At 68.1% G+C, this 14,229-nt stretch carries 11 protein-coding genes and 4 pseudogenes; 5 read left to right on the top strand and 10 right to left on the bottom strand.

Going from position 1 to position 14,229, the window contains the following annotated elements; translation table 11 throughout:
- A pseudogene (locus AB0D59_RS48765) lies at positions 1 to 184 on the bottom strand (MarR family transcriptional regulator); the annotation flags it as partial.
- Between the two features lie 417 nt (positions 185 to 601).
- Between AB0D59_RS48765 and AB0D59_RS48760 the strand changes: the two are divergent.
- Together AB0D59_RS48760 and AB0D59_RS48755 are read left to right on the top strand one after the other, a co-directional pair.
- Positions 602 to 1,105: an SsgA family sporulation/cell division regulator gene (locus tag AB0D59_RS48760; protein ID WP_362578884.1), complete on the top strand. Its 504-nt coding sequence runs from the start codon at positions 602 to 604 to the stop codon at positions 1,103 to 1,105.
- Between the two features lie 1,347 nt (positions 1,106 to 2,452).
- Positions 2,453 to 5,185, top strand: a complete 2,733-nt coding sequence (locus tag AB0D59_RS48755; RefSeq protein ID WP_362578881.1) for an AAA family ATPase — start codon at positions 2,453 to 2,455, stop codon at positions 5,183 to 5,185.
- 403 nt (positions 5,186 to 5,588) lie between these two features.
- Here the strand turns inward: AB0D59_RS48755 and AB0D59_RS48750 are convergent, their stop codons facing one another.
- The 8 genes and pseudogenes from AB0D59_RS48750 to AB0D59_RS48715 form a co-directional block, all read right to left on the bottom strand.
- A complete protein-coding gene (locus AB0D59_RS48750; RefSeq protein WP_362578879.1) occupies positions 5,589 to 6,107 on the bottom strand; it encodes a GNAT family N-acetyltransferase in 519 nt (172 codons plus the stop codon).
- Positions 6,108 to 6,223: 116 nt separating this feature from the next.
- Positions 6,224 to 6,391 (bottom strand): annotated as a pseudogene (locus tag AB0D59_RS48745) (transposase); the annotation flags it as partial.
- Positions 6,392 to 6,501: 110 nt separating this feature from the next.
- Positions 6,502 to 7,143 (bottom strand): hypothetical protein, encoded by a 642-nt coding sequence (locus tag AB0D59_RS48740; protein WP_362578877.1) that lies wholly within the window; start codon positions 7,141 to 7,143, stop codon positions 6,502 to 6,504.
- Between the two features lie 211 nt (positions 7,144 to 7,354).
- A pseudogene (locus AB0D59_RS48735) lies at positions 7,355 to 7,515 on the bottom strand (IS5/IS1182 family transposase); the annotation flags it as partial.
- Between the two features lie 90 nt (positions 7,516 to 7,605).
- Entirely contained in the window at positions 7,606 to 8,298 is a 693-nt protein-coding gene (locus tag AB0D59_RS48730) for an SDR family NAD(P)-dependent oxidoreductase (protein ID WP_362578874.1), read from the bottom strand.
- Positions 8,299 to 8,466: 168 nt separating this feature from the next.
- Positions 8,467 to 9,300, bottom strand: coding sequence for a helix-turn-helix transcriptional regulator (locus tag AB0D59_RS48725; RefSeq protein WP_362578871.1), 834 nt, complete (start codon positions 9,298 to 9,300; stop codon positions 8,467 to 8,469).
- Positions 9,301 to 9,759: 459 nt separating this feature from the next.
- Complete coding sequence (locus AB0D59_RS48720; protein ID WP_362578868.1) at positions 9,760 to 9,972, bottom strand: pentapeptide repeat-containing protein; 213 nt, start codon at positions 9,970 to 9,972, stop codon at positions 9,760 to 9,762.
- Between the two features lie 25 nt (positions 9,973 to 9,997).
- Positions 9,998 to 10,183: pseudogene (locus AB0D59_RS48715) on the bottom strand (pentapeptide repeat-containing protein); the annotation flags it as partial.
- 200 nt (positions 10,184 to 10,383) lie between these two features.
- Between AB0D59_RS48715 and AB0D59_RS48710 the strand changes: the two are divergent.
- Positions 10,384 to 11,046 carry a hypothetical protein gene (locus AB0D59_RS48710; RefSeq protein ID WP_362578865.1) on the top strand — a complete coding sequence of 221 codons (663 nt, stop codon included), beginning with the start codon at positions 10,384 to 10,386 and terminating at the stop codon, positions 11,044 to 11,046.
- A gap of 125 nt (positions 11,047 to 11,171) precedes the next feature.
- Here AB0D59_RS48710 and AB0D59_RS48705 read toward each other — a convergent pair whose 3' ends face one another.
- On the bottom strand, positions 11,172 to 11,756 hold the full coding sequence (locus AB0D59_RS48705; protein ID WP_362578863.1) for a hypothetical protein: 585 nt from the start codon (positions 11,754 to 11,756) through the stop codon (positions 11,172 to 11,174).
- A 507-nt stretch (positions 11,757 to 12,263) separates the two neighbouring features.
- On the opposite strand from AB0D59_RS48705, the gene AB0D59_RS48700 reads away from it, so the two are divergent.
- The gene (locus tag AB0D59_RS48700; RefSeq protein WP_362578860.1) at positions 12,264 to 13,469 is read left to right on the top strand and encodes a glycosyltransferase; all 1,206 of its coding nucleotides are present in this window, start codon (positions 12,264 to 12,266) and stop codon (positions 13,467 to 13,469) included.
- A 144-nt stretch (positions 13,470 to 13,613) separates the two neighbouring features.
- A complete protein-coding gene (locus tag AB0D59_RS48695) occupies positions 13,614 to 13,976 on the top strand; it encodes a signal peptidase I (protein ID WP_362578857.1) in 363 nt (120 codons plus the stop codon).
- Positions 13,977 to 14,229 lie beyond the last annotated feature (253 nt).

Genomic DNA, 14,229 nt, shown 5'->3' with positions numbered 1-14,229 from the left:
GCAGCACCGCGAAGTGCCGCAACTCGATACCGAGCGGACGGAGCGCCTCCGTCATCACCCCCGCCGCCCGCCAGTGCGCCCGCCGCAGCAACAGGGCGTGAGCGAAGGGCGAGGTGTCCCCGGGGCGGTCGGTCGCACGCGAACCGGCCGAGGGGGTGGCTCTGTGAGGAATGCGGGTGGTCACGAGGTCACATTACAGCCATATGTGTATTCGATACGGTTTCACTTAAAACCGATTCCGGGCTTCCGAAAAGGGGGTGGGCCACTCGGCAGTGGTGTCGTGTCCAACAGGCCCGACCCTCGCGAGGTGGGTCGGCCTCGGAGGCAGACGCCAGGCAGAGCGTTGAGGCGGTCGGGCTCGGCCCTCGACGAGCGGGTTCTCCATCGGGCGGTCGTGTGCGCAGCGCCAGAGGCGTGATCCGCCTGGGCCGTCCGCCAACGGTCACTTGACTGATGCATCAGGTCCCAGCCGGTCCCAGGCTCGTCATGACCCGATCTACCGGAGCAGGTGAGGACCTTCCGAACCAGCCGTTGGCCAATTCGCGGCTCTGTAGACGCCGATCAGTAGCCGTCGTGGCGGGAAGACGAGAGAGGACGAATCATGAGTGGGAAGGTCTTCGGCACCGATGATGAGCCCGGGTGTGCTCACAAAGATCGCAGGCGTCGGCATGACGACCGTGCAGAGTGGGACATCCAGCCCGATCCGGTGACATGTCGGACGGTCGTGGCTCTTCTCGAAGAGGAGGTGCCTCTGTCGGTCGTGACAGATCTCCGATTTGACAGCACAGAGCCATATTCAATAGTCATGGCATTTAATGCAGGCACTGATCTGGTCATTGAGTGGGAACTCGGTCGCGAGCTCCTGGATTCCGGTCGGCGGCGGCTCGCTGGTTTCGGTGATATTCAAATTTGGCCCACCGAAATCCGCGGTCACGAGTTGGTGTACATGTCGTTCCGGTCGGGTTGGGAAACGTTTGTCGTAGCCGCATCGGCGGTGGTGATCGACGAATTCCTGAACCGCACCTTCGAGGCCGTGCCTCTTGGGGAGGAGGGAAGTTTTCTGGATGTCGAAAGTTTCGTCAGTCAGTTTTCAGATGAAACATGACGCCTTCGAGCATGATCGAGTAATGTCTGGCTATTTGCTCCCGTCTGTCTGACGACGTCCCAGCGAGGGTGGCTCCCTCTCTCGCCGCAGGCCTGATCAGTTGTGGGCGCCGCTCTGGGCCGAGTGCTGGTCGGCCGGTGGTTTTGTTCCTGTGTGGCGCAGGAAAAAGTGGTTGCATGCCCAAAGCGGAAGGGTTGCGGCTGTAATCGCCGCCGCGCCGCCCGCGACGTTAACAATGCCACGACCTTCAGTAGGGTGTTCTGTCCGTCCCCAGAGAACCTCGCCGTAGGTTCGAGACGGTCATTCCCAACGTATCCACCGGACCGTCGGCCGGCGGTGCCGCGAATCCGCCGACGGAAAGCCCGGCGTAGGGCTGCTTGCCGATGTCCTTTCGACCTCAGGTTGGCTGGGCTCTTTCAGCGCGGCCACTGATCGGAACACGCATCGGCGTCCGGGGCGCACAAGGCTTCCGTGCCGCGAGGGAGACCTTCGGCGCGCCACGATTCTCATCGTCACCGGCGAGGATGCTCACGGGTGCAAGCCCGCGCCGCCCCCATGCGCCTGGTTGGCCTGGTCTCCCTACGGCGACAGGACACCCTGCTTGATGGCCGCGCCAATCTGGGCGCCGACCCCCGGATGACAACATCAGAGCGACGCCCGCCCGGGCGGCAGCCCGTCGCCGACCCGACCCGACGCGCGCCCGCCCGGGCGGCAGCCCGTCGCCGACCCGACGCACAGTCAACCGCGCTCTCTCGGCGGTTCAGGGCGCCCGTGGAGCAGGGGGCGGACCGCGTGAAGTCCGGGCCCATTTTCCATAGGGCCCTCCGGCTCGCATCGCATGTCGTCAACCACGGCGGCTGCCGTCGCCCTGAAGCGGCAACGCTGAAAGAGCTCACTGAACCTGCTGGTCATGGGCCCTGAGAGGGCACGGCCAGACCACCTTGCCCGTTCTTCGCCCGTCGGGATCATGCTCGGCAAAGTCGCCGTCCGCCCGGACTGGCCGGAGCCTCGCCGTTCGCTGTGTCGTTCCGAGAGTCGTTCGACTGATGGTTGGGCCTCACCGATAAGGGAGGACCCCCGACGAGTAGCATGATGGTCGGAACGACCCCTCGATGGAGAGAAGCTTCACGTGCTGTGCCCCATGCCCGCTGTGCCGACGAGTGAACGTCCGGCCCTGCTGGAGCATCCCGTCGGCACGGTCAACGGAAGCACCGCAGGCGGACACCGCCGGACGGCAGAGGGCTCCGTCTTCGCACGGCCTCCTCAGGTCCATAAGGTCACGGTGGGCGCACGCGTCGGGACGGGGCCGGCGGGGACCCCGCAGAAGGCGGGATCCGTACGGGTGTGATGATCGGGCGGGACAAGGAGCTGCGCACCCTGCGCGGCCTGCTCGCGGACGCTGCGGCTGGGCACGGCAGCGCGCTGCTCGTCCACGGTGCTGCCGGCGTCGGCAAGTCGGCTCTGCTGCGGACGGTCGGGGCCGAGGCCATCCAAAGCGGCTTCAAGGTGCTACGGACGTCTGGGGTGGAGCCCGAGCAATGGCTGCCGTTCGCCGCGCTGCAGATGCTGCTGCAACCGGTCGCCCGTGGCATGGAAGACCTGTCGACTCCGCACCGGTTGGCGCTGAGCGGCGCGTTCAGCGCCGCGGACACCGAGCCCGAGATATACCGGGTCGGACTGGCCGTGCTTGAACTGCTCGCCGACGCGGCCAATCGGCAGCCGCTCCTGCTGCTGGTCGACGACCTGCAGTGGATCGATTCCTCCAGTCGGGACGTGCTCAAGTTCGTTTCCCGGCGCACCCGCGACCACGCCATACAGGTGATCGCTGCCGCCCGGGTCCAGTACTCCGAGTCGTATGTGCTCCTGGACCTCCCCCTGGAGCCGCTCGGCCGACCGGCCGCCGCCGAACTGCTCGATGCCGGGACCCCCGATCTGCCGGCGCCGTTGCGGGCGCTCATCCTGGAGCGTGCCGCGGGTAATCCGCTGGCCCTGGTCGAGCTGCCCAAGGCCGTGCAGGGCGTGACCCCGCAGATGGACGACCTGCCGCTGACTCAGCGGCTGGAGGACGCGTTCTCCGCGCGTACCGATTCGGTGAGCCGGGAGTGTCGCACGCTGCTCCTGGTCCTTGCCGCCGAGCCGGCCGCGCCCCTCAACCTGCTGCTCGACGTGTCGAGTCACCTCTGTGGCTCGGCGGTCTCCGTCGATGCGGTGCAGGAGGCGGTCGACGCCGATCTGGTCAGCCTGGTCGGCTACAGTGCCGAGTTTCGCCATCCGCTGATGCGCACGGCGATCTACACCCACGCTACGCTCGCCGACCGCCTGGCCACTCACCGTGCCCTCGCATCGGTGATGGACGACACCCCCGAGCGTCAACTCGCTCACGAGGCAGCGGCCACGATCGGACCGGACGAGGAGCTGGCCGCCCGGCTCGAGCGTTTCGCCGATGCGTCGCAGGCGCGAGGGAAGGTGGCGGCTGCCGTCCCGGCGCTGTGTCAGGCGGCCGACCTTGTCCTCGATGCGCAGCGCCGGACCGGCATCCTGGTCCGGGCGGCCGAGCTGTCCAGCGAGATCAACCACCGCATCAGCGTCCAGATGCTGCTGGACCGCACCGACATGAGCGTGCTGGGCCGGGTCGAGCGGGCTCGCCTCATGGTGGTGTCCGACAATTGCGCAATCGAACCGGGCGCGCCGCAGCGACGGATCCAGGACATGGTCACCGCGGCGGCCGGAGCGTTCGACGCGGGAGCCGGAGACGTCGCGGAGAACCTGTTGTGGCGAGCCAGCGCACGCTGCTTCTTCCAGGACGGCGACGCACAGGTGCGTGCTGAGGCCGCAGCAGAACTGGATCGATGGAATCCTGATCCGGACGCCCCCCACGTGCTGGCGGTGCGGGCGTACACCGAGCCGTACCGGCACGGGGCTGACGTGATCGCGCGGCTCGACCGAATCAGAGCAGACCCTGAAGACGGCCGGATCCTGCATTTTCTCGGTAGCGGTGCCATGGTCATCGGCGACATCAGCCGCGCCGTTCAGTACCTTGCGCCGGCGGCCGCGGCGTGGCGGTCGCAGGGCCGACTCGGGCTGCTCGCCCGTTCGCTGGCCACCAGCTGGCCACAGGTGTACCTCGGTCGGCTCGAGCGAGCTCGCGAGGAGTCTGCCGAGGGGCTCGCCCTGGCCGAGGAGACCGGGGAGTGGATCGTCTGGCTGGGGCTGAAGGCCACGGCCGGCCTGGTGGCGGCGCTGCGTGGAGAAACCGAGCAGGCAACGCTGATGATCCGCGAACTACGCATGCACAGCCTGTTCCCGGGGATGCCGTTCGTCACCGTGATGGCGCAGCAGACCGACGGCCTGCTTGCTTTCTTCGACGGCCGCGCCGTGGCGGCGTACGACGTTCTCTCGCGCGCGTTCGATCCCATTGACCCGCACTACCACTCGGTGAGCCGCTGGCTGCTCGCGCCGGACCTGGCGGACGCCGCAGTCGCCGCGGGCACCGTGCAGCAGGCCCGGGAACTGCTGGCCGACCTTCCGGAGCTGGCCGGACGGCTCCCTTCGGAAATGATGGTGGTGGCCCACGCCTACACCGACGCGGTGCTGGCTCCGGACGACACCGCGGAGGAGCGCTACGCCGCGGCCCTTGCCGCACTGCCGGCCGACTGGACGCTGGCGCGTGCCCGGCTGCATCTGCACCAGGGCCGCTGGTTGCGCCGCCAGCGCCGCAACGTGGACGCTCGGCAGCCGCTTCGACTCGCCCGCGACGAGTTCGACCGGGTCGGCGCGCAGCCCTGGGCCGAGATGGCCCGCGAGCAACTACGTGCCACCGGCGAGTCGAGTGGCCGACGGCACGCGAACACCGGCGAGCAGTTGTCGGCCCAGGAAATGCAGATAGCCGTGCTGGCTTCACAGGGGCTGAGCAACCGGGAAATCGGCCAGCGCCTGTTCATCTCGCACCGCACCGTCGGAGCGCACCTGTACCGCATCTATCCACGCCTTGGCATCACCGGCCGGGGCAAGCTCGCCGCCGCACTGGCCGCACTTCACGATGAACAGCCCACGTCCGACGTCTCCAACGCCCCGGAGTGACCTTCTGGCTCGGAGAGCCGGTGCGGCCATGACGGTTTCGAATGGCATGGGAGCAGCCGACCGAGCGAAGAGGTGGTTTTTGCGGACACCGAGGTCCGTTGCCCCCAGCATCGTGGCGTGTTCACCGTGCACAGCCATACCCGCGGGAGCGACCACAGGAGTCCTCCGTAGCCGGAGGTCACCGTTGGTCCGGGCCTCGAGCAGCGGGAAGGTCGGGTAGTAGTCGGCCCATGCGACACCGTCGTCGACGTTGAAGGCGTAGACCGTATCGACGTATGCGACATTCTCTGGAGGCGAGTACCCCCGTTGGTGGTTACCGCCGCCGCTGTCCCAGCGCACCAGGCCGGCGGCGCTGATCGGGTCGTTGTAGACGCCTTCGTCGAAGTAGGCACTCCAGACATTGTTATCGTCTGATGCTCCGGTGCCATCGGATCTCGCCTTCGTGCCATTCGTCGGTGGGCGTGAGCCCGGCGGCGGTGGCGACGGCAGCGGATGCCCGATGTTCGGGATGGATGTGAGCGATGACGGTGTGCACCGGCTGCCGGCTGAGCCAGGCGACGAGTTCGCGGGCTGCTTCGGCGGCGATGCCTCTTCCCTGCCACGGGGTCCCCACCACCCAGGCGATCTCGGCGATGGGGCCGTGGCCGCAGGGGCTGACTGTCGCCTGGACTGTGCCCGTCAGGCATGACTCGTCACGGAGCCGGATCACCCAGTTCAGCCAGGAGATGGCCGGATCGGGGGAGCCTGCGGTCATGCGCTGGTAGCGCGAGCGCAGGGCTTGTGGGGTGTCCGGCGTGCCGCCGATGAAGGTGTGCAGGGCCGGATCGGACAGTACCGTGGCCATCTCCTCGGCGTGCTCGACGTGCAGTGGCAGCAGGTCGAGCCTGCTGGTGTGGATGGGCTGGGCGGCGAGGGTGCTCACGCTGCGACCGCCTCGGGGCGTTCGACGAGCCGGCCGCGTTCGAAGCGGGCTCCGGCGCGGGCGAGGGCGACGAGATGGGGTGCGTTTACGGCCCGCCACTGTTGCTGGGCGGACTCGCGCGTCAAGTCGGCCCAGGATTCGGCGGATTCGCGGTAGCCGTCCTTGAGCGCGACCAGTTCCTTGGAGCCGTCGGCAGGTACGCCGACCAGGACGAGCACGCAGGCCTTGGCCTCCTCCAGGCGGACGTTTAGGTGGATGCCGTCGGCCCTCACGTACACGTAGTCGACCTCCACGAGGTGGGCCCCAAGGGCGAACGACTCTGCCAGACAGCGCACGGGAGAAGCGTAAAGCGCGTCCGGGGACCCGCAGCGTGACGTCTCATGGCCGGCCCACGTCACTGCGTCGCCAGTTTCGCCAGCCATGGATGTCCGGGATGTATGCGCGTCAGCCACCCGCTGAGAATGCCGCGCCGCGCCTGGTTCAGCAGCGGCAGGACCCCGTCGAAGTCGGCGTGATCCTTGGGCCGTGGCTCCTTCGCTTTGAACAACAGCACCAGCTCTGGCACCAGGTAGGGAATGCCGTCCGCAGTCCGTTCGATGATCGCGTCGTACGGCAGCCGCAGGCTCTCGTCCCGCCGACAGATCCACGTCCCGCCCTCGTGCGGCTCGCGGAAGACGTCGAAGAGGAACTGACCGCTCGCCGGATCCCGCAGCCAGGTCTGGTGCGTGGCCGCGAGCGCCTCAGCTCCTGCCCCTGCCCAGATCCGTCCCGAGCCCACCGCATCCAACACGTATTCGGGGAAGCGGTCTCGAACCTCCGCGAACCCCGCCGCGGGCACGGCGATCTCCAGATCGCCGTGCGGCCGCGACTGCCCTCCGCGGAACAGATCCAGCGCCCACCCTGCCACGACGCACCAGGGCGCGCTGACCCCGCCCAACCGCTCCGCGACCTGTTCCGGCCGCCAGGCGTCCGCCCACCGAGCTTCCAGTTCGTCCGCATCAAGAACCGTGCCGCCCGGCAGCAGGGAATCGGTCATCGGAACAACTTACTGCCGCGAACCGACCGAGGCGCGGCTGTTCGGTCGGTTCCGGATCACTGCCTTCACCAGGCAGGCTGGTGATGAGAAGCGCAAGGAGCCTGCGGGAACCATCGGCGTGACGTCTCATAGCCGGGTGAGGATTCGGGTTCGGAAGAGTTCGAACGAGGCTCGGCCGTACCCGGCTCGCTTGGACCGACCGGCAAATGGATCACTCGAGGCGGCGGCTGGTGGGCCGGCCATCCAGCGGTAGCGGCTGCGTGCCTGCCAGATCAGCATGCGAAGTGCGACGAGGGGAGCGGCGAGGTAGAGGGAGAAGTCCACGACCCTGCCGTTTCTCTCGGTACAGCACCGAAGCCTGCCGTGGCCGTTCGTCGCCCAACGGGACGCCGCGGGCGTCGCAGGCGGCGGAGCGCTTCAGCCACGGGCGGCGGGTCGACCGACTCTGAGATCAGGGCAGGTTCACCACGGGAGGTTCCCGGAGCGGTCGATGAACTGTCCCGTCGGCCCGTCCGGGCCGATCGTCGCGAGGGCCACGATGGACTCCGCGCCGTCGGCGACGCTGTGTCCGAGGCCGCCGGTGAAGTCGGTCGCGGTCTGCCCGGGGTCCGCGGCGTTGACCTTCACGTCCTTCAGTTCCTTGGCGTACTGCGTCGTGAGCATCGTGACCGCGGCCTTCGAGGCGCAGTAGAGGGGCAGGGCATACCGCGACTCGATCCGCGCCGGGTCCTGGGTCATGCCGAAGGAGCCCATCCCGCTGGACACGTTGACGATGACGGGGTTCGGCGACTTGCGCAGCAGCGGGAGGAAGGCGTGCGTGACGCGCACGATCCCGACGACGTTCACGTCGAGCACGGCGCTCACGTCGGCCGCGGTGTACTCCTCGACGGGGCCGACCTTGCCGAGGACGCCGGCGTTGTTGACCAGGACGTCGATCGTTCCCTCATGCGCGGCGACATCCGCGGCCGCGGCCTGGACCGAGGAGTCGTCGGTCACGTCGATCGACACGAACCGGGCGCCGAGCGACTCGGCCGCGGCCCGACCGCGCTCACGGTGACGGGCACCGAGGAGGACGGTGTGCCCGGCCTCGACGAGGCGGCGAGCGGTTTCAAAGCCGAGGGACTTGTTGGCCCCGGTGATGAATGTGGTGGTCATGCTGGCTCCTCCTGGTCCCAACAGCACGGTCGTGCGCTGTTCACGCACTCCATGCTGGGTCCCCGGGAGGGTTGGCGGGAGCTACGGGACTTCCTGGTACGGCGCGTACCACCCAGCAGCCTGGTCCACCGGACGAGGCGGAACTCGGGCCTTCATTTCTGAGGGCCTTCATCCCTGAGGAGACATTCTCTGGACCCCGATGGCCGCAAGGAATTCGAGTTTGCTGCGGGCGTCGGTGCCTGGCTGCGGCGTGTACACCACGAGGCGGAGGTTCGTGTCCTGGGTGGTGAGGATGTCGGAGTTCATGGCGATGTCTCCGACATCCGGGTGCTGGACGACTTTGTGCGCACTCTGGTGACCGCCCACCGCTCGGCGGCTCCACAACTCGCGGAACCGTGGGCTGAGGTTCAGTCTCGATACCAACGCCGCGAGGTCGGGATCGTCGGGGTACCGGCTCGTCGTCGCGCGCAGGTCGGCGACGAGGGACTCCTCGAACGCCGCCCGCTCGGCCGCCGTCTGCCGGACCCGGGGCAGCTCACCCAGGAACTGCCAGACCAGGACGTTGCGGTCGCCCACACCGCGGACCGTGGGATCGCCGAACGTGGCCGCGAACAGCGGATTCCAGTGCAGCAACTGCCAGGTGGCGTCGTAGATCGCCAACGGGTTGCCGGCGAGCTGGTCCACGATCCGGTACAGGCTCCCTGGGATCATTCGCGGAACCCGGGTCGGATCCGCCGCGTGACCGGCCATGCGCAAAAGGTGGGCATGCTCGTCGTCGGACAGGTGCAGGGCGCGGGCCAGGGCCGAGCAGACCTGCGCCGAGGGCGTCGCCACCCGTCCCTGCTCCAGCCGGACCACGTACTCGACCGAGATACCGGCCAGCGTCGCCAGCTCCGCGCGTCGCAGGCCGGGGACCCGACGGGGTGAGCCGTGTGCGAAGCCCACCGTCGCGGGATCCAGCCGGTCCCGCCACGCCCGCAGCGCCGCACCGAGTTGATCCATGCACTCCATCCTCCCGCACACCCCGCCCCGCTGGGTGGTACGCGCTGTACCACGAAGCCTCGTAGCTCCCGCCGACGCTCCCCGGGGCTCAGTGTCGAGTCGTGATCGTCGTCCTCCGATGCTGAGCGGTTTCGAGCAGGAAGACGGCAGCGCGGGCACGGCCGTCCTTCGTGATCACTGAGCGCAGAGACTCCATGATCACGTGGACCCGTGCCTGCTCTGCATCCTCCCCCGCACCCGAACCGCTGGTCCGCGCCGGTGCCCGGACTGCCGGAAGCAAGCGAGACGTGTACACAGCACGTACCAACGCACCTTGGACGAGCGTCCGTTGGGACCTCGCCGGGTGGACGCCGCCTCCACCGCCGGACCAGCGGTGGACGCCGCCTCCACCACTAGGTGATCGATTCCAAGGCCTGTTCGACGCCCGCCGCATATGTTCGCGCTAGCGGCGCGAGTCGATCACCCGGTGATGGGCCAGCCGATGACCTCTTCCAGTTGGAGATCGCGGAGAACAGCTCTGTCGAGCTTGAGGTCGGTGGCATTCGTCAGCCCGTGGGGTGGGGCACCGGTGAGGACCCGGCCGAAACGGGCGCCGGTCAGATCCGCGGCGCGCAGGTCGGCGCCCGTCAGATCGCAGCCCGCCAGAGTGACCCCCCCGCATGGAGGCGCCACTCGGATTCGCCCCGCGAACATCGCATAGTTTGAAGCGGCAGCCGTCGAGAGTGGCCTGGCGGAGATCCGTCTCGCGAAGCGTGTACCGCGTGAACCACAACGGCCGCAAGCGCACCGTGGCGAGATCCGCACCGTCGAAGAACTCCCGCTGGAGAGCCGCGTACTGACGGCGGGATGCGAGGCTTTCCTTCGGCGTCACCAGTCGGCCCATGCTGGACATCGTGCCGGCTTGGAATGGGCTGTCGTTGCTGGGCAACCGGCACGGGCTGCTCTGATGGCTTGGGGGTGGGACAGACCTGCTCGCTGAGATCCCCCGCCCCGCCCGTCGCCGTCACGCGCACCCCCCTCCTGCGGTGCTGACCGGTGCGGCACAATCGCGGTCGACTGGACGGGCAACGGTGGGGTGGAGACGTGGGGCGTCTTGGCTGGCGAATCCGACGTAAGGGCATACCGAACGAGCCGGCGCTACTGGCTGCGGCTGCCGAGAATCCCGGTGGCAGCGTCGCCGAGATCGACCCGACGTACATCGACGATCCGAACGGCTACGTACCTCCCGAGGCGATCCGCGGCGCGTGGTTGGTGGACAGCAGCGGGAAACTGACAGGCGAGTACCAGGAGAATGACCATCACGGGGTGCCACAGGACGACTTCAGCAAGCTCACTGATCCTGATCACTGGCTTGGCTGGCTCGGTGACGATCCCGCGACCGCCGTCCGAAAGGGCATCGAAGAGTCCTTGCGGGCCCAGGTGGCGGACGCAGTGGTCGAGTGGGTCAAGATTCTTGAAACACCGCGATTTCTCACGGGTGGGCGTCGACCCTCCGGGGACAAACCGATCATGTTGGTCACCCGTGCGGCGCTCGCCGCGCCGTTTGCGTTGTCCGTGCGCACGACGCAGCACGGGCGTTCCATTCTTCTGGGGGTGTTCTCCTGGGCGGCGGTGAACCTCGCACCGCCTGAAGTCCGCAAGGATCGGCACTGGTTTGACCTGGGCGTCGAGCTGGACTGGGCCGGTGAACGGCTTCAAAGGCGGATCTACGAGATCGACGGTGAGGACCGCACCGCCGAGCGGTAGAACGGCAATGCCACTCCGCACGGTCAGAACCGCGGATACATGGCGTCTCGAGGAACTCATTGGGCCTTGAGGGCAATCCCCCTACTTCAAGTGCCCGCTCGGAGTCGTCAACCGCGGGCAAGGAGTCAGCCCGAGGGGGTGTTGTAGTTGACGATTCCGTCCACCATGAGGGCGACCGCGCCGGCCAGAGGGCTGGTCGTCCCCTTCGCCACGATGTCGGGTAGCCGGTGCGCCTCGCCCTCGCTGACCGCCACCATGCCCCAGAACGCGTTGAAGCCCGAAGGGTCCGCCGGCTTGTCGGCAGCCGCCCCCACGGTCAGGACGCCACCCGCCTCGGTCACCTCCAGCGCGCCCATCTGCTGCAGCGTGTCGGGATCCCGCTCTTCGGTGGCCACAACGCTCCAACCCGTCACCGCTATGTGCCGCAGTGCGGCGAGGAGCTTGCCGGCCGTGTCCGGGCCGGTAACAACGATGTCAGGAAGGACCAGGGCCACCGGCCCGTGCGTCATCGGCAGGGCAGACCGGATCGCTCCGTCCAGACCTGGTCCGAACGCCTCGTCCTGGAAGACGAAGACCATGTGAAAGGTCTCGGCGTAGCGTGCGAGATGACTCACCGTGTCCAGCTTGTGCGGCCCGAACACGACGACCAGACGCACATTGAGTCCGCTTTTGGCCAGTTCGACAACGGATTCCAGACTGCGGTCCAGCACGGTGACCCCAGGAGCCAGACAGTGCAGCTCCTTCGGGTAGGGCGCTCCGAAACGTGTGCCGAATCCAGCGCAGGGCAAGATGACCGACACATCAGGGACGGGAACGGACGAACTATGCATCGAGCAGCTCTCCGGTGGTGTTGACGATCGGGGACCTTGCGCACTTCGCCCGGCACGGGCAACCCCAAGCAAGCCGACGCGGCACCATCTGCGCCCAAGGCACGCTGGCGCTCACCGTAGTCACTGAGGACGGCCCCTAGGAGAGAAACGCGGCGTTGACTGACCAGAGCGTCCGCGACGTGACCCGGCGGACATGAATCGTTGCCCCCGAAGACACAAGTCCGCGCCGGAACAGCCCAGTTGAGCCGCCGCCGTGTCCAGCACCACGAGACCTACACTGCTGCCGCATACCCGTGACGACCGGCGCGTCGCGTCCAGGGGCAGCGCTCGAAGCCTGGGCGGGAACGGGCTGACACGGACGGAAGACACGACGAAGGAGGATGCGGAATGCGGGTGCTGTTGTCCACATACGGGACGCGTGGCGATGTCGAACCGCTGGTGGCACTCGCGGTGCGGTTACGGGCGCTCGGGGTGGAGGTGCGGATGTGCGCCCCGCCGGACGAGGAGTTCGCCGAGCGGCTTGCAGGGATCGGGGTGCACCTGGTGCCGGTCGGGCCACCGGTGCGGGAGTTGATGCGCGGGACGACGCTGCCGTCGGCGGCGGACCTGTCCCGGTACCGGACGGAGATGGTCGAGGCACAGTTCGACGTGTTCCCCGCGGCGGTCGAGGGATGCGACGCGCTGGTGGCGGCCGGCCTGGCGCAGGTCGCCGCGCGGTCCGTGGCCGAGGCCGCGGGCATCCGCTACGTGTACGCAAGCTATGCGGCGGTCCACCTGCCGTCGCCGCACCATGCGCCACCACCACGGCCGGGCTGGCCGGAGCCGGAGGCGAACGACAACCGGACCCTGTGGGCGCTGGACGCCCACCACGTGAACGCGCAGTTCGGCGAGGTGCTCAACGGCCGCCGGGCGGCGATCGGCCTGCCACCGGTGGACGACGTCCGCGACCACGTCCTCACCGACCGGCCGTGGCTGGCGGCGGACCCGGTCCTGGGGCCGTGGCGGGAGACCCCGGGCCTCGACGTCGTACAGACAGGGGCCTGGACCCTGCCGGACGAACGCCCGCTCCCGGCCGACCTGGTGGCGTTCCTCGACGCGGGCGCGCCGCCGGTCTACGTGGGCTTCGGCAGCATGCGCCCGTCGCCGGACATCGGCCGTATGGCCGTCGAGGCGATCCGCGCACAGGGACACCGCGTGCTCGTCTCCCGCGGCTGGGCGGACCTGGATCTGGTCGACGAGCGAGACGACTGCTTCGCCGTCGGCGAGGCCAACCATCAGCGCCTGTTCGGCAGGGTGGCCGCCGTGGTGCACCACGGCGGTGCGGGCACGACATTGACAGCAGCCCGGGCGGGCACGCCCCAAGTGGTGATACCTCTCCAGCTGTCGGACAACCCGTACTGGGCCGGCCGGGTGGCGGACCTGGACATCGGTGCGGCACTCGATGGTCCGCCTCCGACCGTCGAATCCCTGGGCGTCGCGTTCAAGACGGCCCTGTCACCCGAGACCCGGACGCGGGCAAAGGCGCTGGGAGGCCGCCTCCGCACCGACGGAGCGGAGGTGGCCGCGAGCCTGCTGGTCGAAGCGCTCCGGTAAGCGAGGCCGGCCCGGCGGGAAGAGGCCTCGGTCGAGGCGGGGGGAATCCGGCCGGGGCTTCGACAGGTGCTGAACATCGCCCTGTTTCAGGGGTGCTGATCGCGCCGCGACCGACGCGGTGGTCGACTGCTAGCGTTCGGGCGCATGGAAGACGGCGTGTACGTGGGCAATGCGGGCAAAGACGCGACGGTGGACCGGGGATGGCTGCTCGGGCACTTCAAGGAGCACGGCGATCCTCGCCACAGCCACGCCGTCGAGGTCAAATGGGGTGTCCACCCACGTGGTGAGCGACGGGTTCAGTGGGTGAAGGGCGAGGTACGGACAGCTCTCCTGGTTCTCATCTCAGGCCGCTTCCGTATGGAGTTCCCCGGTCGCAGCGTGCTGCTGGAAGAACAGGGCGACTACGTCGTCTGGGGCCAGGGAGTGGACCACTCTTGGGCCGCTGAGGACGACTCCGTGGTACTGACCCTGCGATGGCCTTCTGTGCCCGGATACGCCGCACCGTAGGAGGTCCGCAGAACCGTTCACACTCGCGTACGGTGGCAGCGGGCCGGCATTCCGTCAAAAGCCTCACTCCTGAACAAACGTTTGTGAAACCGAGGGCTGACGCCTGATCGGGCATCGATGATACCCGAATTCTTATCGATAGCGTATTGTAATCGGCTATTTCCGGGCAGGACCTTGATGTCGGCCGTCGACCGAATATGGCGCCCCGCCGTCGAAACGGTGTGGCGCGGGTCACTGTTGACCATCTAATCGG

Source organism: Streptomyces sp. NPDC048417, assembly GCF_040651615.1.
GTDB lineage: Bacteria > Actinomycetota > Actinomycetes > Streptomycetales > Streptomycetaceae > Streptomyces.
This window is presented reverse-complemented; position numbering and strand designations above follow the sequence as displayed.